General features: G+C 56.1%; 23 protein-coding genes. 4 read left to right on the top strand and 19 right to left on the bottom strand.

Annotated elements, in window-relative coordinates; all coding sequences use genetic code 11:
• The 3 genes from FTE24_RS04760 to FTE24_RS04750 form a co-directional block, all read right to left on the bottom strand.
• On the bottom strand, window positions 1-1287 hold the full coding sequence (locus FTE24_RS04760; RefSeq protein ID WP_150229127.1) for a hypothetical protein: 1287 nt from the start codon (window positions 1285-1287) through the stop codon (window positions 1-3).
• Between the two features lie 115 nt (window positions 1288-1402).
• The gene (locus FTE24_RS04755) at window positions 1403-2095 is read right to left on the bottom strand and encodes an LrgB family protein (protein WP_150229129.1); all 693 of its coding nucleotides are present in this window, start codon (window positions 2093-2095) and stop codon (window positions 1403-1405) included.
• Window positions 2076-2441 carry a CidA/LrgA family protein gene (locus tag FTE24_RS04750; RefSeq protein WP_202111754.1) on the bottom strand — a complete coding sequence of 122 codons (366 nt, stop codon included), beginning with the start codon at window positions 2439-2441 and terminating at the stop codon, window positions 2076-2078. The genes FTE24_RS04755 and FTE24_RS04750 overlap by 20 nt, the downstream gene beginning before the upstream one ends.
• Window positions 2442-2651: 210 nt before the next feature.
• Between FTE24_RS04750 and FTE24_RS04745 the strand changes: the two genes are divergently transcribed.
• Window positions 2652-3581, top strand: a complete 930-nt coding sequence (locus tag FTE24_RS04745) for an L-lactate dehydrogenase (RefSeq protein ID WP_150229133.1) — start codon at window positions 2652-2654, stop codon at window positions 3579-3581.
• A gap of 103 nt (window positions 3582-3684) precedes the next feature.
• Here FTE24_RS04745 and FTE24_RS04740 read toward each other — a convergent pair whose 3' ends face one another.
• The 4 genes from FTE24_RS04740 to FTE24_RS04725 all read right to left on the bottom strand — a co-directional run bounded on the left by FTE24_RS04740 (window position 3685) and on the right by FTE24_RS04725 (window position 7603).
• Complete coding sequence (locus FTE24_RS04740; RefSeq protein WP_150229135.1) at window positions 3685-4797, bottom strand: hypothetical protein; 1113 nt, start codon at window positions 4795-4797, stop codon at window positions 3685-3687.
• Window positions 4798-4818: 21 nt separating this feature from the next.
• A complete protein-coding gene (locus FTE24_RS04735; protein WP_141449863.1) occupies window positions 4819-5910 on the bottom strand; it encodes a DUF3900 domain-containing protein in 1092 nt (363 codons plus the stop codon).
• Window positions 5911-6258: 348 nt separating this feature from the next.
• Window positions 6259-6621, bottom strand: a complete 363-nt coding sequence (locus tag FTE24_RS04730) for a hypothetical protein (protein ID WP_141449864.1) — start codon at window positions 6619-6621, stop codon at window positions 6259-6261.
• Between the two features lie 31 nt (window positions 6622-6652).
• Window positions 6653-7603, bottom strand: coding sequence for a tyrosine-type recombinase/integrase (locus FTE24_RS04725; protein ID WP_150229137.1), 951 nt, complete (start codon window positions 7601-7603; stop codon window positions 6653-6655).
• Between the two features lie 259 nt (window positions 7604-7862).
• Here FTE24_RS04725 and FTE24_RS04720 point away from each other — a divergent pair, with 259 nt between their 5' ends.
• Together FTE24_RS04720 and FTE24_RS04715 are read left to right on the top strand one after the other, a co-directional pair.
• Complete coding sequence (locus tag FTE24_RS04720; RefSeq protein WP_150229139.1) at window positions 7863-9125, top strand: outer membrane protein assembly factor BamB family protein; 1263 nt, start codon at window positions 7863-7865, stop codon at window positions 9123-9125.
• Window positions 9126-9260: 135 nt separating this feature from the next.
• Window positions 9261-10208, top strand: a complete 948-nt coding sequence (locus FTE24_RS04715; protein ID WP_150229141.1) for an alpha/beta hydrolase — start codon at window positions 9261-9263, stop codon at window positions 10206-10208.
• Window positions 10209-10271: 63 nt separating this feature from the next.
• On the opposite strand, the gene FTE24_RS04710 is transcribed toward FTE24_RS04715, so the two are convergent.
• The 7 genes from FTE24_RS04710 to FTE24_RS04680 form a co-directional block, all read right to left on the bottom strand.
• A complete protein-coding gene (locus FTE24_RS04710; protein WP_150229142.1) occupies window positions 10272-11720 on the bottom strand; it encodes a DUF4179 domain-containing protein in 1449 nt (482 codons plus the stop codon).
• Entirely contained in the window at window positions 11717-12274 is a 558-nt protein-coding gene (locus tag FTE24_RS04705) for an RNA polymerase sigma factor (RefSeq protein WP_160441651.1), read from the bottom strand. Before FTE24_RS04705 ends, FTE24_RS04710 begins: the two co-directional genes overlap by 4 nt.
• Window positions 12275-12562: 288 nt before the next feature.
• Entirely contained in the window at window positions 12563-13228 is a 666-nt protein-coding gene (locus tag FTE24_RS04700; RefSeq protein ID WP_150229146.1) for a DUF1868 domain-containing protein, read from the bottom strand.
• Window positions 13229-13268: 40 nt separating this feature from the next.
• Window positions 13269-14957, bottom strand: coding sequence for an ABC transporter permease (locus FTE24_RS04695; RefSeq protein WP_150229148.1), 1689 nt, complete (start codon window positions 14955-14957; stop codon window positions 13269-13271).
• Window positions 14954-16012: an ABC transporter ATP-binding protein gene (locus FTE24_RS04690; protein WP_237401637.1), complete on the bottom strand. Its 1059-nt coding sequence runs from the start codon at window positions 16010-16012 to the stop codon at window positions 14954-14956. The genes FTE24_RS04695 and FTE24_RS04690 overlap by 4 nt, the downstream gene beginning before the upstream one ends.
• Window positions 16009-17133 (bottom strand): ABC transporter substrate-binding protein, encoded by a 1125-nt coding sequence (locus FTE24_RS04685; RefSeq protein ID WP_337190013.1) that lies wholly within the window; start codon window positions 17131-17133, stop codon window positions 16009-16011. The genes FTE24_RS04690 and FTE24_RS04685 overlap by 4 nt, the downstream gene beginning before the upstream one ends.
• Before the next feature lie 13 nt (window positions 17134-17146).
• Window positions 17147-18034, bottom strand: coding sequence for a hypothetical protein (locus FTE24_RS04680; protein WP_237401636.1), 888 nt, complete (start codon window positions 18032-18034; stop codon window positions 17147-17149).
• A gap of 157 nt (window positions 18035-18191) precedes the next feature.
• Here FTE24_RS04680 and FTE24_RS04675 point away from each other — a divergent pair, with 157 nt between their 5' ends.
• Complete coding sequence (locus FTE24_RS04675) at window positions 18192-19121, top strand: helix-turn-helix transcriptional regulator (RefSeq protein WP_160441650.1); 930 nt, start codon at window positions 18192-18194, stop codon at window positions 19119-19121.
• 153 nt (window positions 19122-19274) lie between these two features.
• On the opposite strand, the gene FTE24_RS04670 is transcribed toward FTE24_RS04675, so the two are convergent.
• The 5 genes from FTE24_RS04670 to FTE24_RS04650 all read right to left on the bottom strand — a co-directional run bounded on the left by FTE24_RS04670 (window position 19275) and on the right by FTE24_RS04650 (window position 24409).
• Entirely contained in the window at window positions 19275-19781 is a 507-nt protein-coding gene (locus FTE24_RS04670) for a hypothetical protein (RefSeq protein WP_150229154.1), read from the bottom strand.
• Window positions 19774-21537 carry a sensor histidine kinase gene (locus FTE24_RS04665; RefSeq protein ID WP_337190012.1) on the bottom strand — a complete coding sequence of 588 codons (1764 nt, stop codon included), beginning with the start codon at window positions 21535-21537 and terminating at the stop codon, window positions 19774-19776. Before FTE24_RS04665 ends, FTE24_RS04670 begins: the two co-directional genes overlap by 8 nt.
• 23 nt (window positions 21538-21560) lie before the next feature.
• A complete protein-coding gene (locus tag FTE24_RS04660) occupies window positions 21561-22247 on the bottom strand; it encodes a response regulator transcription factor (RefSeq protein ID WP_150229158.1) in 687 nt (228 codons plus the stop codon).
• Window positions 22248-22332: 85 nt separating this feature from the next.
• Window positions 22333-22806 (bottom strand): hypothetical protein, encoded by a 474-nt coding sequence (locus FTE24_RS04655; protein WP_150229160.1) that lies wholly within the window; start codon window positions 22804-22806, stop codon window positions 22333-22335.
• Between the two features lie 736 nt (window positions 22807-23542).
• The gene (locus FTE24_RS04650; protein ID WP_150229162.1) at window positions 23543-24409 is read right to left on the bottom strand and encodes a hypothetical protein; all 867 of its coding nucleotides are present in this window, start codon (window positions 24407-24409) and stop codon (window positions 23543-23545) included.
• Window positions 24410-24487: the final 78 nt, after the last annotated feature.

Below are 24487 nucleotides of genomic sequence, written 5' to 3'. Positions count from 1 at the left end.
TCAGATCACGTTCCACGTCATGCCGCCGTCCAGCGTCTGCATAAGCAGCGAACGGCGAAGTTCGGTTTTGCCGATCAGGATCCAGCCTGCCTTGTCCGTCACGAACTCTACCTGGAAAATCTCCGGATACTTGTCCATATTCTCCTGAAGCTTTTTGCTCTGCGGCAGCGCCTTCCAGTTCTTGCCGCCGTTCGTCGTGCGATACACGAGCGGTCCGCGCACCATCCATCCGTTCATCCGGTCGAGGAAGACCGGCGCGATCTGGAAGTTGAGCGCTTCCTGCGCCGGCACGTCGAACGGAACATGCTTCCAGCCCGTGCCTGCGTTCTGGGTGAAGGCCCCGCTGTACTGCACCGTGTCGCGCTGCTTGCAGCCGACCGGCACCCACGAACCCGAACCGCTCTTGTAAGCCTGCGGCTTGCCGTTGAGGTAGGCATCGCATTCGCCGATCGTTTTCTCGCCGGCGAAGAAAGAAGACGATTTGACCCAGTTGCGCCCCCCGTCCGTCGTCCGGTAGACCGAAGGCTTCCCGAGTTCGAGCAGGGTCGCGTAGCCGTTGCCGTCGGACTCGAAGCGCATGCCCGACAGATAGCCGATTTCCGGCAGCGGATCGGACGACCCGCCCGGCTGCGAGCCGCTCGCCGTACGCATGACCGGCGTCCAGCTCTCTCCCCCGTCCAGCGTACGGTACAGCGTCTTGTCTTCTCTTCCTGCGGCGTCGGACGTTTTGGTCGTCATCAGCCAGCCTTTTTCGTTATCGGTAAAATAAAACGCGGCCGGCAGTTCGTCCGTCCGCCCGAGCGTGGACAGCGCCCAATTCTCTCCGCGATCCGCCGTGCGCAGCACCAGCGTCTCTTCGGACAGCCCCGAACTGCGCACGATCCAGCCGTGCGCTGTATCGGTGAAAAACACTTCCTTGCCGTATTCCGGCACCGTCGAGAACGCGATCTGTTCCGACGGCGACAGCGGCACCCAGTTCTTGCCGTTGTTGCCGGTCAGATAGACACGCAGGGCGCTGCGGGTCAAGCCCCAGGCCATGCCTGTCTTGCCGTTGAACAGATGCATCTCGGTGAGGCGCGTCTGGACGACGTATTGTTCATATTCGTTCGCGCTGCCGCCCTCTTCGGGTTCGACAAGCGTGATTTCCTGACCTCCGCCGTCTTCGGTCGGTTGATCCTGTACCGCCGGTTGGGATACCGCGTCCTCCTTGGAGGTGTCTCCGCTGCATCCGGCCAGCACGATCAGCATGGCAAGCAGGGGCAGAAGCACCCTTCTTCCGATACGCATCGCGGCCCGCCCCCTTTGATTCCGAAGTAAAAGCGCTTGAAGCGCCCGTAAATCCTGTAACCGCGCAATGCCTTCGTCATTATAGCATAAAAGATACCGAGCGTCTCCGCGGCGCTCAGCCCTGCCCGAGCCAGATATAGACCGGCACGAACAGCAGCGAAGTGACGATGCCGGACAGCCCCATCGCCAGCGCGGCGAAGCTGCCTGCCGTCTCCGACTCCTGCAAGCTTCGCGCCGTTCCGAAACCGTGCGCGGCGCTGCCCATCGCCAGCCCGAAATAGACGGGATCGCGCAGCCCGGCCAGGCGCAGGACAGCCGGACCGAGCACGCCGCCCAGCACGCCCGTCACGACGCTGAACATGACCGACAGCTCCGGCGTGCCTCCGAGCGCGCGCGAGATTTCGATGCCGATCGGCGAACTGACCGACTTCGGCAAAATGCTCAGCAGCACTTCGCGCGAACCGTGCGTGACGTACACGAGCAGGCCGGCGCTGACGATCCCGATCACCGATCCCGCCAACACGGACAGCAGCACCGCGGCCATCCGCTGCCGGATCAGCGCCCGGTGCTTGTAGATCGGCACGCCCAGCGCGACCGTGGCCGGACCGAGCAGCGCGGTCAGCAGGTCGACTTCGCCCTGGAAGTCGGCGATCGGGAACCGCAGCAGCGCCAGCACGGCCAGAATGATCGCGCTGCTGCCCAGAATCGGATGCAGCCACGGCAGCCGGGCATGCACGCCCCGGGCAATCGCGTAGGCACCGATTGTTAAGGTGAGGCCAAAGAGGGGATCATGCAGAAAATGATTCATGGTCCGCCTCCTCTTCTCGGGGCGACGCTTTGCGGGCGACGATGCCCGTTACCCACAGGACGGCGAACGTGCTGCCGACAACGCCGACCACGATCGAGACCGCGCTTGCGCCGAGCAAAGGAAACAGCGCCGCGGCGCCGATCACGTAAGGGATAAAAAACAGCAGCAGATGGCTCGTCAGCAGGCGCGCCGATTGTTCCACCCATTCCAACTTGACGACCCTGCCGAATAACGCGGACAAAAACAGCAGCAGCCCGATGACATTGCCCGGCAGCGGCAGATGCAGTCCTTCGTGCAGCAGGACGCCGGTCAGGCTGAATCCGAGCAGGATTGCGAACCCGCGCATAATCATTCAACCTCTTTTCCAACCGAAAACGTTTCGGATACTTGGGCAAACCCTTTTGAATTATAGCAAAAATCGACAATGTTCGCGAAAAGAGTTTTGGGCCAATTCCGTGACAGGTGGCTTTTTACCGTGTAGACTGGTTAAAAGTTAAGAGGATCTCTTTATGCTTCCTCTCATCTCACTAAATTAAAGAATTGGAGTGAATTGGACATGACAACTTCATCCACGCGTTCCCGCCGTGTCGTCGTGATTGGCACGGGCGACGTGGGAGCCACGACAGCCTACACGCTTCTGCTTAGGCAGCGGATGACCGAGCTGGTTCTGATCGACGTCAACAAGGAGCTTGCCCTGGGGCAGGCGCTCGACATGAATCACGGGCTTCCGTTCGTCGGCGGCGTCAAAGTCTGGGCCGGCGACTATTCCGACTGCAAAGACGCGGCCGTCATCATCATCGCGGCCGGCGCGGCGCAGCGTCCGGGCGAGAACCGGATCGATCTGCTCAACCGCAACGCAGGCATCTTCGACCAGATCATCGGCAATATCGTCAAATACAACGATAACGGCATCATTCTCGTCGCGACGAATCCGGTCGATATTCTCTCGTACGTCTCATACAAGAAAAGCGGCTGGCCGGCTCACCGCGTCATCGGTTCGGGCACGCTGCTCGACAGCGCGCGCTTCCGCTACCTGATCGGCAAGCAGAAGAACCTGGACCCGCGCAGCATTCACGCCCATATTATCGGCGAGCACGGCGATTCGGAACTTCCGGTCTGGAGCATGGCGAACGTCGCCGGCGCGGATCTCAACTTGTCGACCGGTGATCAGGACCAGATCTTCGACAACACGAAGAATGCCGCCTACGAGATCATCAACGCCAAAGGCTCGACGTACTACGCGATCGCGCTGGCGCTTGACCGGATCGTGACGGCGATTTTGCAAAACGAAAGCTCCGTGCTGAACGTCTCGACGCTGCTGGACAACTACCACGGCATCTCCGACGTCTACCTCGGTCTCCCGTGCGTCGTCGACGCTTCCGGCGTGCGCGAGCATCTGGAAATTCCGATGAACGACAAGGAACTGGAACTGCTCAACGCTTCGGCGAACAAGCTCAAATCGGAAATTGCCAAAGTCAATCTGTAAACTCTTTTTGGAAAGTGGCCGCCCGGCACGTCCAACAAGCCGGGGTCCGCTATCCATGACCGAAAAACCCGATTCTCCTTATGGAGAATCGGGTTTTTTGACGTTACAAGCGAACCGGTTCGGCCCGCAGTAGTTCGCCGGACACGGCTTCGCACACGAATTCGCTCTCTTCGACCCACATCAGCGAAGCCTGCTTCATATCGCCGGTGCCCGCGCTGCCGTCGCCGAGCGCGTAATACGGCAGAATCCGAATCTGCTCCCGCAGCTTGTTCCACGCTTCAGCCGGAGACAGCCGCGGCTTGGCGAACACTTCGGCGAACCGTTCGCTGCGGACGCGGCGAAAATGCAGTTCGTCCGAAGCGGCGGATAACCGTCCGGTCCGTCGCTCGACGTACAGGTCGAGGCAGGCGCCGAGCACGGGCAGCCCGTTCACGAGCCGATACAGGCGGACATGCACGAATCCGCCGGCCAGCGGACGGAACGACGAGCGTTCCCGCCCCGCGAGAAAAGCCCAGCGGTACGCCCGCGGCCGGGCGCCGCGCAGCAAATAATCGAGCACGGCCGCGCGCACGCGCCGCATCTCGTCGCGCTCAAGCGGCAGCGGCTGTTCCGGCCGCCGCGAATCCGCGGGCGGAATCGACGCCTGCGGCGGCCGGATCGGCGCCGCGGGACTGCGCTTCGGCGGGGCCGATCCCCGCAGGTCGATCCATTCCCACGGGCCGAGCCGTTCGCTCTGCCCGATCCGCTGCCCGGTCCGGTCGTAGGCGCGCGGCGGGAACAGATAGAACGGCCGGACACCCGAAGCGTCCAGCGAATAGGCGCCGCGCAGGCACGAAGCTTCTTCGGGCGGCCCGATCGGCTCCGGCGGCGGACCGGCGGCCGCGTCCGGGTCGTCGAACCGGCAGGGCGCCCAATCCGTCTGCAGGTCGCGGAACTCGCCGGAGACCGCGATCCGCAGAAACAGGCGCGGTCCGCGGTAAAAAGGAATGCCGCCCCGCTGCCGGGCATACTCCAGCAGCATCTCGTCGTTGTCGAGCTCCAGCGCCCGGACCGGCATCAGTTCGTCCGGCTCGATATCCGGCCGGACGCGCGCGATCGCTTCGAGCGCAATCGCCGCGTAATGCGATTTTTCCCGTTCGGACAAAAAGCGTACGCCTCCGCCCGACATTTCGGTGCGAACTCCCGATAGCGGGTCGCGGCTGCCGCGCGTGCTCAAAGGCGTCTCCTCCTCCGGATGTTAGTAAGGCAGACCGTCGCCGGGCTCGTCCCTGCGTTCGAGCAGACGCTTGGCCACCGCCTCGAAATCGTCGGGCTGAAGCAGTTCGATCGGCGAATGGCCTTTGTCGAACGTAAACGATTCCCCTTCCAGAATGACCGCGTAACGGCCGTTCAGGCGCGTGATATGCACGCCGTAGCCGAAATCGGCCAGCAGGCCTTTGATCTGCGTATTGCCAAGCTTGAAGCGCACTTCGATGTCCGGCTGGAACTCGGTAATCCGTTCCACCGTCTCCATGACCTGCTCCGGTTCCCATTTGCCCTGAATATCCCGCTTGTCGCTTGCGGTCCACAATTCCAGATCGTGTTCCTCTCGCTGGCGTTCTTCGCTCGTCTCGTCGGGCCATTTCTCTTCGACGTAAGTCTGCACGAATTCCATGACGCGTTCGTTCACGATCTCCGGCATGGACTGCTCGTAGACGACAAATTTCAGGAAGTCTTCGAAGTAGCGGGCATGCGAAGGCTGGTGGATCTTCAGCTCCCATTCTTCGGTCATGCCCGCTTCCGGCATATGCGGATACATGATCGATTTGATGCTTTTGGTGCTGATCGCCATTTCGACTTCGTCGATCAGGTTCTGCTCGTCCGAGATACGCGCGATTTTGTTCTCGAAATCGCATTTCATGACGAAAATGAACGGATCGTCGGAATGCGTCGTCATTTTGGCCCGGGTGAGGACCAGCGCGCCGCCCCGTACCGAACCGGTATCCAGATAATTGCGCACCAGATCGTCGCAAGCGTTTTTGAAATCTTCTTTGCCGTCCGCGGTTCGCATCCGGTTGAGCATGTTGAAGTTCGGATTGCTGTCCAGTTCGTAGCCCGGCTCCACGATAAACGTGCCGATTTTGGTCGGCGCCTGCTCGGTCAGCGGATTTTTCTCGACTTTCCGTTTGGCGATGCGGGAAAATTCGCTATCCAAAAACTTTTTGACCGGACTGTCTTCGTAATCGTAGTCGTCCAGGGTCTGATAATGTTTGTACCCTCGCGCTCCCTGGCCTTCGCGGCCTTCCACCTGGATGACGAAGAAAGATAAATACTCGATATCGAAACGCATTTCTGTTTAGACCCCTTTTGCTGTCGACCCGCCTGCGCGGAATCGGCCAGCCTGGATTGGCTGCCGCGCCTGCCGGAAGATGCTGCATGATCCGGCGGCGAACGGCCCGTCTGCCTACGATAGCATGCCCGGAGCAAATGAACAATCGGAATCGGCCGGGAACATGCGTCGTTTTCGCCGAATGTCACGCATACTCCGGGCCGGGCAGCCCCCCTTTTTTTCGTCAAAAAAACGCGGCTCGCCCTGTTCGGCGCAACCGCGTTATGCTGCATCATTTCGTAGAGTTCGAAGTTGATTGTCGTCGGCTCCTCAAACGTCCGCTGCACAAGCCGGATACTTGCGTCCCTGTTACTTGCCCTGGCGCTGCTGCATAAATTCCAGCCCTTTTTGCAGCAGTTCCTGCATCGAGCCGAACTTCGTATTGGCATTGACCTTTTCGTCCAGTTCCTGCGGAGGCACGTTTTGCAGATCGTTGGCGTTCGTGCCGCCGATCCCGAATTTTTGCAGCATTTCGGCCGCGGATTTGAACGGCGTATGCTGCTGCAAAAATTCGGAGTTCAGCAGTTGGTCGAGCGGAAGCTTCTGCAGCAGCTCGCCGAGCGGAAGTTTGTTCAGCATCTCCGACAATCCGCCCAGACCGCCCGCGCCCTGGCCTCCGCTTCCCTGCAGTTTGCCCAGCATGTCTCCGAGTCCTCCAAGATTGAATCCCATAATAATAGCCTCCTCTTATAGTTCGTACTTGTTACGAACCTTTACCCGGATTCGGCGGCAGCTTAACATCGAGCCGGCTCATCGCTTCTTCCTTCTCGCGATTTGTCACGTGCGTATACACGGTCGTCGTCTGGATCGAGGCATGGCCGAGCATCTCCTGCACCGTGCGGAGATCCGCGCCGCGGCGCAGCAGCATGGTCGCGAACGAATGGCGCAGCTTGTGGCTGGAATACGGGATACGCTGGTTCGGCTCCAGATCCTGCTGGAAACGGTCGAACGTGTCCGCGGCCAGCTGCTGGATCGCGCGGATCGACATCCGGCGCCCTTTTTGCGAGACAAAAAGGGCTTCCTCGCGTTCCGTCCACGGCGAGAGGCGCTGCGCGATCGCTTCTTCCAGCATTCCGCCGACCGCTTCGGGCACGGGCAGCGTCCGCCATTTGCGCCCTTTGCCGAACACCTGGAGCGTCCGCCGCTCGGCGTTGTAATGGGACACGTTCAGCGCATGCACTTCGCCGACCCGCAGTCCCATATAAGCCATGAGCAGGAAAATCGCCAGATTGCGCCCACGGTATTTGCCTTCGACCGCTTCGAGAAATTCCGCGATCTGCCGCTCGTCCATATAGACGGGAGCCCGGTTCGTTTCCGTTTTCGCTTTTTTGATGCCGAACGCCGGGTTCTGTTCCAACAGTTCCAGCTCGATCAGCGCTTTGAAAAAGCACTGTACCGCGGCATGTTTCCGGTTGCGCGTCGCGTCCCCCGCGCCTTCGCGCCGCGCGTTGGACAGGAACGACATGACATGGATTTTTTTTACCGTGTCCAGCTCCCGTTCCTTCAATGCAATCAGAAAATGCCGGACGTCGCTGAGGTAGTTTTTTTGCGTATAGTCGGTATAGCCCGCGTCCTGCATCCAGATGAGGAAAGCTTCCAAATACTCGGCATAGCTCTCGCACGCTTCGTCGTCGGGAATACGTATGGTCGTCATGTGCAATTCGCTCCGTTCTCTGAATCAAAGTCTGTTCACCGCTGTTTCTTCTATTATACAAGCAATGCGTGCGGGGATGCGACGGAAGTCGGCCGCAAGTTTAATTTTGAACTCAAGCAACGATCTCTGCCTGTGAAGCGTTCATGCTAATAGATGTATATAAATGGGATTTGTTGGAGCTTGATAGCGGATAAAAACATAGATTATTTTAACTAATGACATATTAAATATTATGTAAACTATAAAAGGAGAACCGCTCATGAATATTTCGCAAAAAGTCATTTGGGGACTGCTCGCTTACGCGCTGCTTATTCCGGGGCAGGCCGTACCGATCGAGCTCGGTTTGTCTTCCGGCGGCGCCGCATCGACTCCGGTCGGGGAGCCTAAGCCTTCTGTCCTTTTGGAAACCGGCGATCCCGTCCGGACGCTTCGCCCCGTCTGGACCGCCGCCGCCGATTTCGACGCCGAAGATCCGGAGTCGTCTTTTGGAGCGCAAACGTCCGAAGGGTTGATCTATTCCGTCTCGCAGGGACGGATACGCGCTGTCGAGGCGTCCAATGGCCGTCTCCGGTGGACGTCCGCCCACAAGACGATCTGCAATCCTGCGATCGGCAGCGGTACGGTGTCCTATATGGATGAAGCAGGCCGTATTCTGCGACTGGAAGCATCGACCGGCAAAACGCTGCATATCATCAAGGCGGACGGCCGCCCTCCTGCGGGCCGGGTCCGCCTGTCGATCGCAGCCGGGCGAATATATGCCGCCGATACCGAGCGCCTCCGCGTCTATGCAGGGCGGATAGGACAGCTGATCTGGAAAATCCCCGCCCGACCGGACACCTCGTATCCGAAACTGCAAGGCGTCCATAACGGCGTGGCGATCGTGTCCGTCGAGACGAGCGGCGCAATTCTGGCTACCCGATACGAAGGGTACGATGTCGCCTCCGGTCGGCGTGTGTGGGAATTGATCGGCAGTCATGGCGATCTGCTCGCTGTTCGCAAAGGGCATTTCTATGCCCGCAGCCTCCTGCCGGGCGCCGAGCGGTACGACGGTTCCGCCGTCATCGACCAAGTGGATATTCGCAGCGGCAAACTATTGTCTTCGCTGGAATACCGTTCGGCTGCGATCTCAACGCCCGCGATTGCGGGTCAGGTGCTGATCGAGAACGATCGGCTGTATGCGATCGTCTCCGGCCTGTCCGGTCCGGGTCAGCCGACAGGTCAAGGCGTAATCGGCCGCTTCGAGTTGGATCAGCCCGAAACGCCGGTTCCGCTTCTCGAATACGGAAAAGGCCGCCCGCCTGTCAGGCTGGACCTGATCGGTTCCCAAGCCTATGCGGCGCAGGCGAACGGGAACGTCTACTTGATCGATCTTCGGTCTTCCCGTACCTTAGGCGTTGTCGAGACCAGCAGCTCCACGTTCGGGCCGGTGCTGTCAGCAGGCAGGATGACGATCATCCAGGCGGAAGGGAAACTGATCGCGGTCGAACGCCCTGAAATGAACGGGTATGTTTCACAAAATTAAATTTTGTGGTATATAGTCGAAGTGGGCCTCACCCGGAATACATAGCGATCGCCCACCTGTTACGGGATATGAGTTTTCCTAAGTTTCTCCCAATTTGCGAAGGTGCCAACCGGCACCGAAAGGAGCCCGATTTCTATGACCGATGCCAAAAAGCCCGTGCTTGAACCTGCCGCTCAGCAGTTTGCCGACGACAACGCGAAGCCTCCTTTCCTGTCCGACCTCGGACCGGAAAAAGGCCGTGAGACCGTAGACGAAGTGCAAGCCGGCGACGTGTACAAACCGGATGTCGAGCTTGAAGACAAAAGCATTCCCGGCGGTCCGACAGGCGAGGTGTCGATCCGCGTCCTGCGTCCGAAAGGCTCGACCGGCCCGCTTCCCGTGCTGCTCTATATCCACGGAGCCGGTTGGGTGTTCGGCAACGCGCATACGCATGACCGCTTGATCCGCGAACTTGCGGTCGGCGCGGAAGTGGCGGTCGTCTTCCCGAATTACAGCCTGTCCCCGGAAAATAAATACCCGGTCGCGATCGAAGAGATCTACGCGGTGCTGGAATGGATCTCCGCGCAGGGAGAAGCCGAAGGCTTCGACACGTCGAAGCTGTACGTGGGCGGCGACAGCGTCGGCGGCAACATGACCGCGGCGATCACGCTGATGACCAAAGAACGCGGCGGCCCGGCGATTGCCAAGCAGCTGCTGTTCTATCCGGTCACGGACGCTTCGTTCGAGACGGAATCTTACAACCAGTTCGCGGAAGGCTACTTCCTGATGAAGGACGGCATGAAATGGTTCTGGGATCAGTACACGACCGATCCGGACGAACGCAACCAGATCACGGCCTCCCCGCTGCGCGCCACGACCGAGCAGCTGCAAGGTCTGCCGGAAGCGCTCGTCATTACCGGCGAAGCCGACGTGCTGCGCGACGAAGGCGAAGCGTACGCCAACAAGCTGCGCGAAGCCGGCGTTCCGGTCACGGCCGCCCGCTTCCAGGGCATCATCCACGACTTCGTGATGCTGAACACGCTCGCGGAGACGAATGCCAAGAAGGGCGCCATGCTGCTGGCGAACGCCTGGTTGAAAGGCTGATCCTTTCTCGCTTATATACAGTAAAAAGAGCCGCTCGATCAGAGCGGCTCTTTTATTTGCGTTTTACTCTGATGCAGCGGGGATCGCTTTTGGGCGCCCTGGTATGGCTTTGTCCCATTCGAGCGGAATTTCGACAGATTCAAACTTCGGCTGTTTCGAAGTTGTGGCCGCAAACCCGGTGAGTTCGTCCGGGTCCATCGGTGGGAAGATTGCTTCGAATAAAAGCTCGTTTTTGGATATACGCTGCGGATTGTAATAAGCGACGTAGCCGCCATCCGTTTTTGAAGAATTGAAATATGGAAACCATGTCTGTACGTTGAGATCGCTGTATTTCAATTGTACAACCGTTCGTTCCTTCTGGAAATCGATATTCGTCAGCGTCATCGTTTCTCCGTCGAAGCCGGTCAGTGTGATCGGTGTTTTACCTTCAAAAGGCTGGGTAGCGGTGCCTGTATTCGTATCGTCCATCGTTTGGGATTCGAAGATACGAAGTTTGAGCGAAGAAGGCTTGGGATTGGTAGGTACAAAAGGATCAAGCACCTCCACCCATTGTACGCTTCCTTCTTCAAAATCGTCTCCCGTCATCCACTGCTGATAGAAACGGGTATCGACATCGTCGTAATACATAATACCTTTCGTGGAAATCTGGCCCGTAGCTTTCTGAGCCATCCGAATCAGGTTGAAAGTCGGGCCGGAGGAAACCTCGGTCAAAGTAAATGCATTTCCTTCATAAGTGAAAGAGGTTCCCGGATAAAAGGTTGAAGTCAGCTTATCCGTTTGGGCCGAAGATAGAGGGATCTTGGCTTCCCACTTTCCGTTTTTCGTAGCAAGCCGGCTGACTTTCAGGTCTACGCTGAGGGCTGTCGGCCCGTTATATGATTTAAACATGTAGGTAAGGGTACCTGCGAATCGATGACTGCCCAAAAAGGTCTTCGAACGGGTAGAACTCTGATCCCATTCTTTGCCGTCCGCAGAAGTCTTCAATTTATAGTCGAATGAAGCATTTTTCTCGTTCAAGTCCGCACCGCCGCTTTGATCGTCGACCACATAATCGATCATGACCCGACCACCATCATAGTATGCTTTAACCAGTGTCAGCGTGACGTCCTGATCTTTCAATACGATATTCAACGGAGTCGACAGTTTTTCGATTTGTTCATCTACCACGCGTCTACCCGTAGTCGGTGCATAAATATCGCGCAGTTCCCGGAATTTTATGTCCGACACGTCTGAAACGGCAGGCATCGGCTTGGAGGAGTCGAGCAGCCGAATACCGAAGATGGCTGCCGCCGCAAGCAGCAGAACCGCGACAACCGCAAACACTCTCCTGAATCGACTGCCTGATCCGGATTCTTTGACTTGTCTCATTTGTTTAAGTTCTCCTTCCCAGACGGACTCAAACGAGAGATCAGTTGTTAGGTTCGCAATCGTTCCGGAACCTTCATGCTTCAAACGCTGCGCCAGTTCCTGTTTCTGAATATCGTGTTCGACCGTTCTGTTGTCGCGGATCATCGCAGTTCCTCCTTGCTCTTGACATAGCCGGGCATACCATAATCCAGCAGATCCGGGTTTACTCTCAACTTCGCAAGTCCTGCCGCCAGTCTCGATTTGCACGTGCCGAGCGGGATGTCGAGCGTCTCCGCGGCTTCCTTGAGCGGAATTTCCGCATAATAATGCAGCAGAATCACTTCGCGGCTCTTGCGCGGCAGTCGGCCGACAGCATGCCATAGTTCCAGCTGCCGTTCGTTCAGCAGCGCGACCGCTTCGGCTGTCCATTCCGCCGCTTGGTCCGGTACCTGCCCGAACAACGTCTGCCATTTCAATTTGCGGTAATGGCTGCGCGCCAGGTTCACGGCAATACGCGCCAGCCAGGGCCGAACCGCTGCGTCGTCTCCCGCTTCGCCGCGATACTGATCGTATTTGCGGAAAGCGCGGATAAACGTCTCTTGGGTCAGGTCGTCCGCGAGCGCTTTGGATTTGGTCAGCGCCAGCAAAATGCCGAATACCGCTTTCGAATGCCGCTCGAACAGCCGCCTGGCCTCTTCCCGGCTTAACGCCTCGTTCATGGTGTCCCCTCCTTTTGTCTGACCCGTATACGCTTTGAATCGGGATCGAGTTCGCTTTTTCAAAAAAATGATTTTGCGAGCCATGAGTTTACCGTAATATTATTATGTAACTAAAATTTAAAAAGCCCGCTGTCCGATTACCGGAAGCAGACTTTTCGCGTTCAACGTCATGGACCCGAACTCACTTGAACGTTACGAAGCCCATAGCTTTTTTGGCCGCCAGCAGCGTTTGACCTGCCTCTTCCGCCGCCTGCCGGGCTCCGCGTTTCAATATTTCCAACGGTCCGTTTACGTCTCACTTCTCGTTCGCAGATCCGTATCATAGTGCAGCATGTCATTGAAAATAGCGAAAACCGGCTCCGGCATTTCAAATACGATCTCTTCGCGTTGGAGAAAATCCGTATATTCGCCGCTTATCCGCTGTGCGGTCGCTGCCTGCTGCGTGTCAAGTGCGGCAAGCCGATACGAAAAGGTCAGATGAAACGAATAATGATCGTGATCTTCGTGTCGAAGGCCCGCTGCCTGCGCCAGCTGCTCGCGGTAAAGCGCGATACGCCGCGCATCGGACTCGGCAGCCGGTTCCAGCCGGATATTGCAATCCTCGCAGGCGTAAGCGCGCATAGTGATCGGCCCGGGCTGTGTCGTCCGCTCGAAAGCCGATTGCAAATGGCGATCGACTTCGGCAAAAGAGGCATCCGGCGGCAGAGGCGCGGGCCACTTGGGCGTACCGCGATCAATTTCACGGCAGAGCTTCAATACGGTCACGTGAAACGATTCGTAGGGTAAAAAAGCGTAACAGTGTGCAAAGCCGGAAGAGCGGAACCGTTGGCTCACTTCTTTCGCCAGCCGATAGACGGCGAACCGCTCTTCACGAATGAAGCTAATGATCGTATTGCCCGGATAAGGTTTGGCTTGTCCGTCGGGTTCGAACTTGAGGCTTGTTTCGTCTGGCATGCATACACCCTCCTCGCTCCGGAAAAGTTCCGGATTGTTGCTAACGCTGCTGCCGATACACGAACAAAATGGCTGCGGTCGATACGAGCATGATCAGCACCGAATACACAAAGCTTAACATCTGCGCTTGAGGGTCCGCTTCAGGAGCGGTGGCTGCCTGCAGCACGACGCCAAGCGGCTGATAGAACGGATGGAATAAAAAGACGGACAGATCGTATTCGGCCAGCAAGCCGATAAAATTCAGCAGAAAGACGGACAGCACAAGCGGAAGCAAAATCGGGAACAGTACTTTCCAGTACAGGCTCCACGCCGAAGCTCCCAGATTTTTGGCGGCCTCTTCCAGCGTCCCGTCCATGCCGGCGTAAGCGGCTTTGATCATGCGCAGCGTGAAGGGGGTCACCAGAATCATGTAGCCGATGCCCAACAGATATACCGTTCCCGTCAACACCGTACCGCCGACGAGCGGATTGGAACGATTGAAAGTCATGAGCAATCCGAGCGCGATCAGCGTAGACGGCAGAAACCACGGAATTTGCAGCGCAAATTCGATGCCTTCCGTCCAACGATTGCCCTGTTTCGTAATCAACCGCCCGATCCACAGCATGATCAGCACGATAACCAAACTCGCGGCGGCCGCATACCCGATACTGGTGAACAGAGGCTGAATGCCCGCTACCGATTCGAACACGGCTTGGTAATGATCCAGTGAAAAATGGCTCGGGTCGAACATTCCGGCGTACAGGTCGGTTACCGGCATAAAAGAGAAGCCGACGACGGCGAGCAGCGGCGCGATTTGAACGATAGCGATCAGATGCGCGGCGATCGTAACCGCGATGCGCACCCGCGGAGAACGAATCGTTTGTTTGACCAGATTCGTTTTCACTTTGGATACGGACAAGTACTGCCCCTTTTTTTCGATCCGAATCGAAATGAGCAAAGCGACCACCGTGATGCAGCCGAGAAAAATAGCGAGTACGGCCGCATAATTCCGGGTCGTTAACGTCTGCGAAAACGAATAAATCAACGTGTTGATCGTCTCGAAGTGCGGCCCTCCCAAAATCTGCGGCGTAGCCAGCGCGGAGATGCCGCCAATAAAAGCGATGATCGAGGCCGCCAACAAAGCCGGTTTCAGACACGGCAGCACAATTTTCGTCAATACTTTCAATTTGCCGGCTCCGATATTGCGTGCCGCTTCGATCGTCTGGTTGTCGATCGAACGGAGCGAATTGCGTACAAACAAAATATAGGTAGACGTGCCGGCAAAAGTCAACTCGATCAACACCGCCCAAAAACCTTGAAACCAGGTAGTCGGCAGTCCCGGAACGAGCGCCGTAACAAATCCTTTGCTGCCGTACAAAAAGTTGTAAGCCATAACGAGCACCATTCCGTTGCAAATGAGCGGGGAATGATAAGCGATCGCCAACCAGCGGCTGCCTTTGACATGGAAATAGTCCAGTACAAGAATTTGGAACAAACCGAGCACGGCTACCGTAACCGTCAGACTGCCGCCCAGCAGGAGCGAGTTGCCCAGACTGCCCATCGCCCGGTCGGAAGCGAGAATATTCAAGATCGGCTTCGGATCGAACAGCCCTTGAGGCATCATCGTCGTATGAATCAACGATAAATTCGGATAGACGAGAAAGGTGAAGATCGCCCAGAGAAGGCCGAGACCTAGACCGATCGGCACGATCGCTCGCTGCGGACGATAACGAATCGACTTCTTGTTCATGGCGCATGCCGATCCGTGAAGCGGATCAGATCGCTTTTGCCGATGTACAGCCGTTTGCGATCGCCTCGCCGCATGGCCGGGTCGACTTCGTTGGATAGGCAGCCGATCTGTTCGTCGTCTACGCGGAAGATGCGCTTGACGTTCAATCCGTAAAATTCCTCGATCTCGAATTCGGCATCCAGTACATAATAATCAGCTGCCAACCGCTCGGGAATCCGTTCTTTGACATGCTCGGCACGTACATAAGCCCGCTCCCGGGAGTGAAGCTCGAAATCGGCGTTCGATTTCTTGAGGCGGGCGACCGTGGACGGGTGCAACCGATTGGCTTCGCCGATAAAGTCGACCACGAATTCGGAGGCCGGACGGTAATAGATGTCGTGCGGCGTGCCGACCTGTTCGATCGCGCCTGCGTTGAATACGGCGATCCGGTCCGAGAGAATCAGCGCTTCTTCCTGGTCGTGGGTGACGTAGACCATCGTGACGCCGGAAACAGCCTGAATCCTTTTCAATTCGCCGCGCAATTTTTTGCGCAGTCGGGCATCCAGATTGGAGAGCGGCTCATCCAGCACGATAATGTCCGGATTGAGCGCCAGCGTACGCGCGATGGCTACCCGCTGCTGCTGTCCGCCGGACAATTCGGTTATCGGCTTGTCCAACTGCTCGTCTGTCAGGTTAACCAGATGCGCGACCTCTTCCAGTCTGGTGCGAATCCGATCTTTGGGCCATTTTCGCTCTTTCAGGCCGAATACGATATTTTGTTTGACGGTCATCGTCGGGAATAACGCATAGTTTTGAAAAACCATGCCGATCTTCCGCTGTTCGACCGGCATATGCGTAATATCGATTCCGTTTACGTGAATGCTTCCCTGCGTCGGTACAAGGAATCCGGTAATCGCTTTTAAAGTCGTCGTTTTGCCGCAGCCGGAAGGACCCAAAAAGGTGAAAAATTCGCCTTTCCGGATATCCAGCGACAGATTTTGAACGACCGCTTTGCGATTGAATCCGATTTCGAGCCCGTCAAGCCGGATCATCTTTTCGCCCCCGTTCGGATTCATTGGATGTATTCCAGTTGGATTTTGGCTGTCCATTGATCCATCATCGAATTGACGTACTCCCAATCCGCGTCCTGCGGTTTCGTTTTTTGCAAGACCGTTTGCATAAACGGATCGATTTGCGCCTGCGCTTGTTCGTTGACGACGAGGCTGCCGTATCGGGAAGCGTAATCGCCCATCGGTTTGGCGCTGCCAAGCCAGTCGGCAAAACGGATCGATTCTTCCACGGCGGCGGAATTGCCGCTTCGGATCACGCCGAGTTGATTCGTATTCGTCGGTTCCCCGGTCCGGCTGTACAGAATCAGCGGTTCCATTTGATACGTATCGATAAACGATTTGAGGCCGGAAGCGTAAATGTAAGAGATCGGAATTTTTCCGTCGACCAGATTTTGCGCTTCTTTTTCGCTTTTGGGCGTTGCATAGCCGTGTGCGAAATACTGCTTGATCGCTTCCCAGCCGGCCGCGGAAACGCCAAGTTCGCCGGCCGGATCGAGATATTGGGCCAGAATGCCGCCGATCACGGCACGGTTGGTCGTACCGCCAAAGTCTGTCGGAACCGCGTATTTGCCCTGGAACTGCGGTTTTTCCCACAAATCCTGATAGCTTGTCGGCACGGATGCTGCCGTATACAATTTCGGATTGGCGATCAGCAGTTTGGGCTGAAGTTCATAAGACCAGCTATAATCGTTGTGAGGGGCACCGCCGTCGATTTGATCTGCCCACCGAGGCTTCCACGACTCCAGCGCATTGGCATCCTGCATGGATTTGAACATCGTATCGGCCGGACCCCAGACTACGTTCAGAGTCGGATTGTTGACTTCGCCGATGACGCGCGCTGTCAGATCGCCTCCGCCGAGCCCGACCAGCGTAATATCGAATCCCGCTTCTTTGGCGGCTGCCGCCAACCATTGGTCCCGTCCGTCCCCCATATTGTTCGTCGCCACGATAATCGGTTGTCCGGTCGGCTGTTGGGCCAAAATGTCGGCCATGTTCCGCTCGGGCGACGCGTTGGTCGCTCCGGCGGCCGCGCCGCCCGGCACCGGGGCGGAGGGCGCTGCGCACGCCGTCAAGACGAGAGCCCACATAAGCGTCATGACGCTGAACGACAACTTTAAAGTTCTCACGTTAATCTTCCTCTCAAATTTGAAATTTGACGTACGTTCGATCGTCGAAGCTGTCGGCCTGCGCGGTTCTGCCTTTGGTGGAACGATACTGTTTGTAACACAGCGGATCTTCCCGAAGCTGCTTTTGCAAACGATCTTCGGTCTGTTCAAGGGTGGATTCGAGCCAGGGATAACCGTCGCTGGCCAACACGATTTCGTGCGGCCGTTCGTCCAACTGGAAAATACGCAGCAGACGCTCCGGAACCGGTTCTCCGTTCAGCACGGCATACCCGTAATCGGGAATATCGCGATTGGCGAACAGGCACGCTTGCTGAATCCACGGCAAAATGAAGGTTCGACCTTCGTCTTCGCCAGTCGGCAGGTCGTTCGGGTCGTTCGATCGAGACTCTTGCAGCGTCAGGATGAGACTGCGCATTTCGGACAAGACGCCGTCGCTTTTTTTGGGGTTTTCATGATGCCGACCGTCAATCAGAAGCTGGCAATCTCCGATCAACCAGATTTGTCGGTAATGACGGGAATAAACAGCGGTGACCGCTTGAAATTGTTGTTCGTAAGGACGAAGAGGAGACATCGAACGCCATTTTTCCGCAAAATCTTCGTTCACCGCATCTACGAATTGATGGACGGTCGTTCGGGGCGGCAGCTGTTTGATCCGCTGGCGCACTATTTCCATCGCGAGTCGGCCTGACGTTTTTTCGTCGTAACGCATCGGTCTTTTGCTCGTTACGCCATCGATCACGGCAATAAAATGATCGGTGACGACCAGGGCATCTTCGTTGGCTTCTTTTTGATTTTTGCTTACGCTGGTGTGTTGGATAATATGGATGGTAGGGCTCCTTTCCGGTCGCGGCCTGTTTGGTTTTGCCTCTGTATTGTAGCTCCGGCGCTTCGCAAAGGGCATGTTCAAACCTCTTCGAAAGATTGCAATTCGTCTTTTGGGCGCGGCGGGAGTCGAATTCATCAAAAAATGACGTTTGCCTTCATCGCAATTTACGTATAACAGGTATAGTTGGGAGTACCATGAAACGATAGAAATAGAGGAGGTCATGAACCTGAAGATGATCCCTACTGCGTATGCCAAGAAGCCGAGCATGGAACAACGCGACTATCAGATTCATTACAATCGCGATACCGCGCTCACCCCGTTGAAAAGCCGGTTCAAAAGTCACATTCATCCGCATTACGAATTGTATTTTTTAATATCCGGGCAAGTGAATTACCATGTGGATCCACACCGGTTTGCGCTGAAATCGGGAGACATGGTCTTGATTCGTCCGGGCCAGCCGCATCACGCGGAACTGATTCAGTCGAAAGATCCGTATGAGCGTTACATCTTGTGGCTGCACCCGTCTTATTTGGAAAATAGCTCGACGGAATCAACCGATTTGCAGATTGCTTTCGAAAGCATTAATTTTCAAGACAGCCATTTGAGCCTGAGCGGCGATACGATCGTGCTGCTGGACAATTTGCTGCATCGGATCTGGGTCCAATCGCAGTCGCAGGAATACGGAGCCGACCTGCTGGCCCGCATTTACATCAAAGAACTGCTCATCATGGTGGCCCGCGCCAAGTTGAACGATCCGCCTTGCGAACGATCCAGGCCTTTGAACAATGAGAAATTGCTCGCCGAGACGCTGGACTATATCCACGCACATATTCACGAAGCGATGACGGTTGAGCATATTGCGAATCATTTGTTTGTCAGCCGGTCTTTTTTATCGAAAATGTTTACCGCAAACATGAACATCTCGCTGCACAAATACATCGTCCAAAAAAAGATGAGCTTTGCCAAACAGGAACTGCTGTCCGGAGAGTCGATTCATCTCATTTGCGAAAAATTCGGCTTCGGCGATTACAGTACCTTTTACCGGGCTTTTCAACGCGAGTTCGGCATGTCGCCGCGGTTATACGTGCAGGGGATGAAGGACAGACGGTCTTCCCGGGAAGACCGACCCGAAGCTAGCCTCGGCAAGCCGGATGTCCGGTAGACTGGAATTCTTATCGGAGTTTCCCGTCAGTCAACGCCAAAAAAAGCACTTCGTCCTCTTCAGGAACGAAGTGCTTCGTACGCTCTGCGGGATAACCCGCATTCAAATGCGCGGCCGTAGTCCGGATTCATCGCGTTTTCTGCTGTCTCTTTTTTATCGAAGCGTGAGGCTTTTGGTCCACGAAATTTCCTGTCCGGCGTCGTTGGCGAACGAGAACGAGATTTCTCCCTGCTCGCCTTTTTGGGTATTCGGATAGAGGAATCCCGAGTACTGGCCGTCTCCGCTAATGTAAAAGCCTTCTCCGCCGCTGCGTCCTTTTTCGACCGCTTCTTCGAACGTACTGACGACGGGATCGCCTTTGCCCTGCCATTTCATCGCTTGCAGCGCGTAGCCTTCCGGTATGCGCTTGAAGCCGAACGTCAATCCGCCGATTTCGATCGGCATGTCTCCTTGATCGAGCACGACCAAAATTTGCGCTTCCTCTTCTTCCCGTGAAAGCTTCGTGCCCGCGGCCGCTTCCCGCGATTCGTCCGTGACGGCGGCATCGCCGGCGGAAGCCCGGGCCCGGCCAGGTTCCTCTTCGTTGTTTGACCCGCAGGCGGATAAAACAAGCAGGCTCGCCGCGACCAGGCAAACGGCCGGCAATATTCGTCTATTCATGTTCTTCTCTCTCCCTTTCCGCAGACCCGGCAGTCTCCAGCGTAAATCGGAACGCAACCCAATTCTTCGCTTGGGTAACGCCGTATTCGCTGCCGTGCAGTTCCAAAATATGTTTGACAATGGTCAGGCCGAGGCCCGTTCCGCCGGAGCGGCGATCCCGCGAACGTTCCGCCCGGTAGAATTGATCCCAGATTCGCTCCAGGTCGGCCGCCGGAATCGGTTCGCCGTCGTTCTCGACCACGATTTCGGTCCGGTCGTCCGCCAGGCCGCGCAGCGCAATCCGGATCTCTCCGCCGGGATCGGCGTGACGCACAGCGTTGCCGAGCAGATTGAGCAGCACCTGATCAATCCGGCGGGGATCGGCGATTACGGGAAACGGACCTTGCGACGAGCATCGGACCGTCAAGCCCCGATTGTCCATCTGTTCCGCGAACGATTCGAGCAGCGAACGGATATGCGCAGCAATATCGATGTTTTCGGTCTTCAGGCGGATTGCTTTGGCTTCAAAACGCGAGAGTTGAAGCAGGTCCATGATCAAAGCGTTCATCCGATCGGTTTCGCCGACGATGAGCTGCAAATAACGCTCGCGTTTGTCCGCCGCCACGTCGTCCTGAAGCCCTTCGGCAAATCCTTTGACGATACCGAGCGGCGTTTTGAGCTCATGCGAGATATTGGCGATCAGCTCTTTGCGCAGTTCTTCCGCGCGGACTTTGCTTTCCATCTCGCGTTCCAAGCCGGCATTGGCTTGGGACAATCTTCGCAGCGCCGCATCCAGGCTGCGTCCCAGCGTATCCAGATTGCGGGACAGCTCGCCGAACTCGTCGCGCGAACGGATCAAGCGGCCTTCATCGGGCGTAAAGTCCAAAGCGGCCATGCGCGAGGACGTTCGGCTGAGTCGGATCAACGGACGGGACACCAGGCGGGAATAGACGAACGACAGCAGCAGGAGCACCGCGGCCGCGGCAGGTGCCACGTACAGGAAATAGCGCCGAAGCATGCCGACCGCTTCTCCGAGCGGCTGCAGCGAAGCCAACGCAAACGCATAACCCGCCGGTTCGCCCCGCTCATCGGAGATCGGCACCAGCAGGCGGACATAAGGGATGCCGCTCCACGGATCGATCCATTCGCTGCTCGCCCCTTCTGCCGCGCTCAAAGTCTGTTGGTCTGTCCCGATCGAAGCGGCCTGCCAATCAGCCAACGCTTCATCAATCCGGGTATTCGCATAAAAAGGGTTAACTTCCTGATTCTCCGGAAGCACCAACTCCGTAATCGTTCCTCTGACGCGGGTCAAGCCGCTTGCCGGCTGCGGCGTTTCGTTTTGCAGCGCGATCGGCTGCATCAGGGTATCGCGCTCATCCATATAGATGCCGTCCGCCGTCAACGGATCACCGACTCGCAGTCCGGCGGGAACATCCGAGGCGGTCATACCTTCGGAAGCAAACAACAAAGTGACCGACGGACCTTGGGACGGCTGAAGCGTAATAAAATAAGGGTCCAGGCTGCGGCGCTCGAAGTTTTCGTTCAAAATGGCGAGCGAAGCTTTATGTTCGTTGGTGAATTGGCCGAGAACGCGAGCTCCCGCGATCGGGTCGTTCCCGATCTCCGTATACCGCACGCCGAAATCGCGCATGCTTTTTTCCAAATCGTGCGTCTTGACCGTCTGATAGAAACGTTCGAAAAAAAGGCTCTGCGCAAGCAGGATTGCGGCGAAAATGCCCAGCGTCACCAGCGACGTGATCAGAAACAGTTTCAACACGATGCTTCCTTTTCTCATTCGTATCAACTCACGTTTCCGGACTCGAACTTATAGCCTACACCGATTACAGTGCGAATATAACGTCCTTCGTCGCCCAGTTTCGCTCTCAGTTTTTTGATATGGGTATCTACCGCGCGCGGATCGCCGAAATAATCGACGCCCCAGACCGCGTTCAGGATTCCGTCGCGTTCGATCACTTTGCCGGCGTTGCGTGTCAGCAGGATCAGCAGATCGTATTCTTTCGGCGCCAATACCACTTCTACCCCGTCAATCCGCACCGCATGCGCCTGACGGTCGATCGTCAGCCTGCCGTACGTGAACCGATCCGCTTCGCGGCCCAATCGCCCTTCCGCCCGTTTGAGCAGCGCGGAAGCGCGGGCGACCAACACTTTGGGGCTGAACGGCTTGGTTACGTATTCGTCCGCCCCCAGCTCGAAGCCCATGATCTGATCGTCGTCTTCCGCTCTTGCGGTAATAATGATGATCGGCACGCCGGACTTTTGACGCACGCGCCGGCACACCGACCATCCGTCGATTTCGGGCATCATGATGTCGAGTACGATCAGATCGATGTCATGCCGCTCGAACAAGGTCAACGCTTCGCGTCCGTCCGACGCTTCCAATACGTGCCAATCTGCTTTTTTGAAATAATCGGTCATGAACTCGCGCATCAGCACATCGTCTTCGACCAGCATAATCGTTCTCTTCATAGGATCTGCACTCCGTATTGTCCGGATTTTCTGTCTTTTCCATGCTAACCGGAGTTCTGATAGGTGTCAAAAGACAAAACCGCAATCATTTGTTGATCGCGTAGACGGCAAGCCGATCTTCGAATTGGCCGATCCATAGATCTCCGCCGCCGACCATGACGCCCCGCCAGTTCGCAAACAATTCTTCTTCGATCGCATATCCCAACGTCCGTTTGATCTCTGGCGTCAAGATCGAATCGTATTTGGCGATAAAACGAGCCGGTGTACGGAATTTATACGTTTTGCCGTTCGTGTTGACGTTCAGCGGGTAGCTCATCATCGAAGCGACCGCTTTTTTATCGTTTTTGGCTACGGCCTGCTGAAGCTTGAAGAAAAAAGCGTGGAAAGCTGCGGGATCGTCGATACCGGCTACTTTGTACGGATTGTTCGGCTGCGAAGACGACGCCGTCGTCACTTTGACATTGGCCGAAGCCGAGTCGATCGGTGCCACCCAAGCCGCGCCTCCGACCGCGGTTCCTGCGACCGTAACGGCCAAAAGCAATTTGTGGGCATAATTCATAGTAAAAGACCTCCTATTGGTGTGGGATGCCTTCAGTATAAAAAAGAGATGTGTAATCGGTGTGTCCATGAAGTGGAGTCTGAAGGGATGAAAAAGTGAAGAAGCATAAAGTTTCATAATTTTTATTATGTAAACTATAATTCGGAGAGATATTTCGCTATTTACAGCGGTTTTGGAGGAGATCATTTTAAAGGATTAGACTGGAAATTCGCTCATTAAAAACCTTCAATTAAGGTAGGCAAGGAGCCGGATTCCGATAAACTAATCGATCTAAAAGGAAACAGCGTATAATTTATATTATACGCTGTTTTTTTGACACGCAAAAAGCTTCTAAATCGCAGACTGAAGGATCTTTATTCCCTCCTCGAGAACGGCTTTTAACCCCGCCAATTCGGCATCGGTCCAGCTTGGAGTGAGCCGTTCCCCGTCTTTTCTCAAGCTTGGAGGATTGGTTCCGTAGAAAAGGCGGTCGTAAATGGATGAATTCTTTGCGTGATTTCCGCAAAAATTAACTCCGATCGAAATTATAATTATGTAAAGCCGGTCTCCGATATGCGGAATAACGAATAAAGCGGATCTCTGTATTCTTGCATTTGCCTTCCCCTCCTTTCTTCCCATAAACGCCTTCCCCGCTTTGTTCGTTACGTACAGATATGCACAAAAAAGACGAAGAGCCGCAGCTCTCCGCCTTCTCTATTCTTCTTTTCCATTCCTCTAAACTTATCCGAACCCCGGCTCAGTACCGATCCAGAATCGTATTCGTCTTGAGCGAATCGGCAGGGATCAACCAGCCTTCCGCATTCAGCTCGTCCATCAGCTCGGTGCGGTTGGCGGCAGCTGCCGAATAATCGTCCGTTTTAAAAGAAATCTCGATCAGCGGCTCGGTCCCGGTGCCGGAAGCGTTCAACAGCGGCAGCACTTCGATATCGATCTCGACTCCGTTGAACTCGCCGGCATACTTCGTCACTTCGATCGGACCGTGTACGCGGGATTTTTTGAGCGTGTCTTTGCCCCAACCGTTCGAACGCGTCTTCTCCAGCTTGCCCGGGATTTCTTTGACGAGCAGTTCCAGCGCTTTGCTGGCGGAAGGCAGGATCAGGCCGGTGGAGGCTTTGACCTTTTTCGTATTGGAGAAGCTCAGCGTCTGTTTGCCGTAACCCCAATCGACTTCGGCTTCGTAGTTCGTGTCGGAAGAATCGAAACCGGCGGCGTTTGCGGCGCTCAGGGCGTCGTTGATCTGTCCGTTTTGCACCGCGAAGCGCTTTTTGTACGTCAGTTCGTAGTCGCTTTTGTCTTCTTTTTTACGAAAACGCACGTTCCAGCCTTCGCCGTTCAAGTCCTGGGCATTCGTGTCGAAGTATTCCACCAGTTGGCGCTTGGGCGCGGACGTAATTTCGAAAGCCGCGTTGACCGAAGCTTGCAGCGATCCGTTTGCGTTCAGCACGTCGCTTGAATCGAGCAGGAATTTCACTTCGTAAGTCGGTGTCGCGTTCGAAGCGGCATGCGCCTGCGGCGCGGCACTCCAGCTCGTGAAGAGAACGGCGGCGCTCAAAGCGGTAACGGTGAGCTTTTTGGTGAATGCGTTTGGACTTTTTGTGTTCATTGCGGTTGATCCACTCCTTCGAAGGTTGGGGTTAAGTTGATTACCTTCTCACTTTAAAGGGGCAGGATCAGGGCGAAA

This window comes from Saccharibacillus sp. WB 17 (genome assembly GCF_008634075.2).
Classification (GTDB): domain Bacteria; phylum Bacillota; class Bacilli; order Paenibacillales; family Paenibacillaceae; genus Saccharibacillus; species Saccharibacillus brassicae.
Note: the sequence above shows the minus strand (reverse complement) of the source record. Positions and strands in the feature narration are given on the sequence as shown.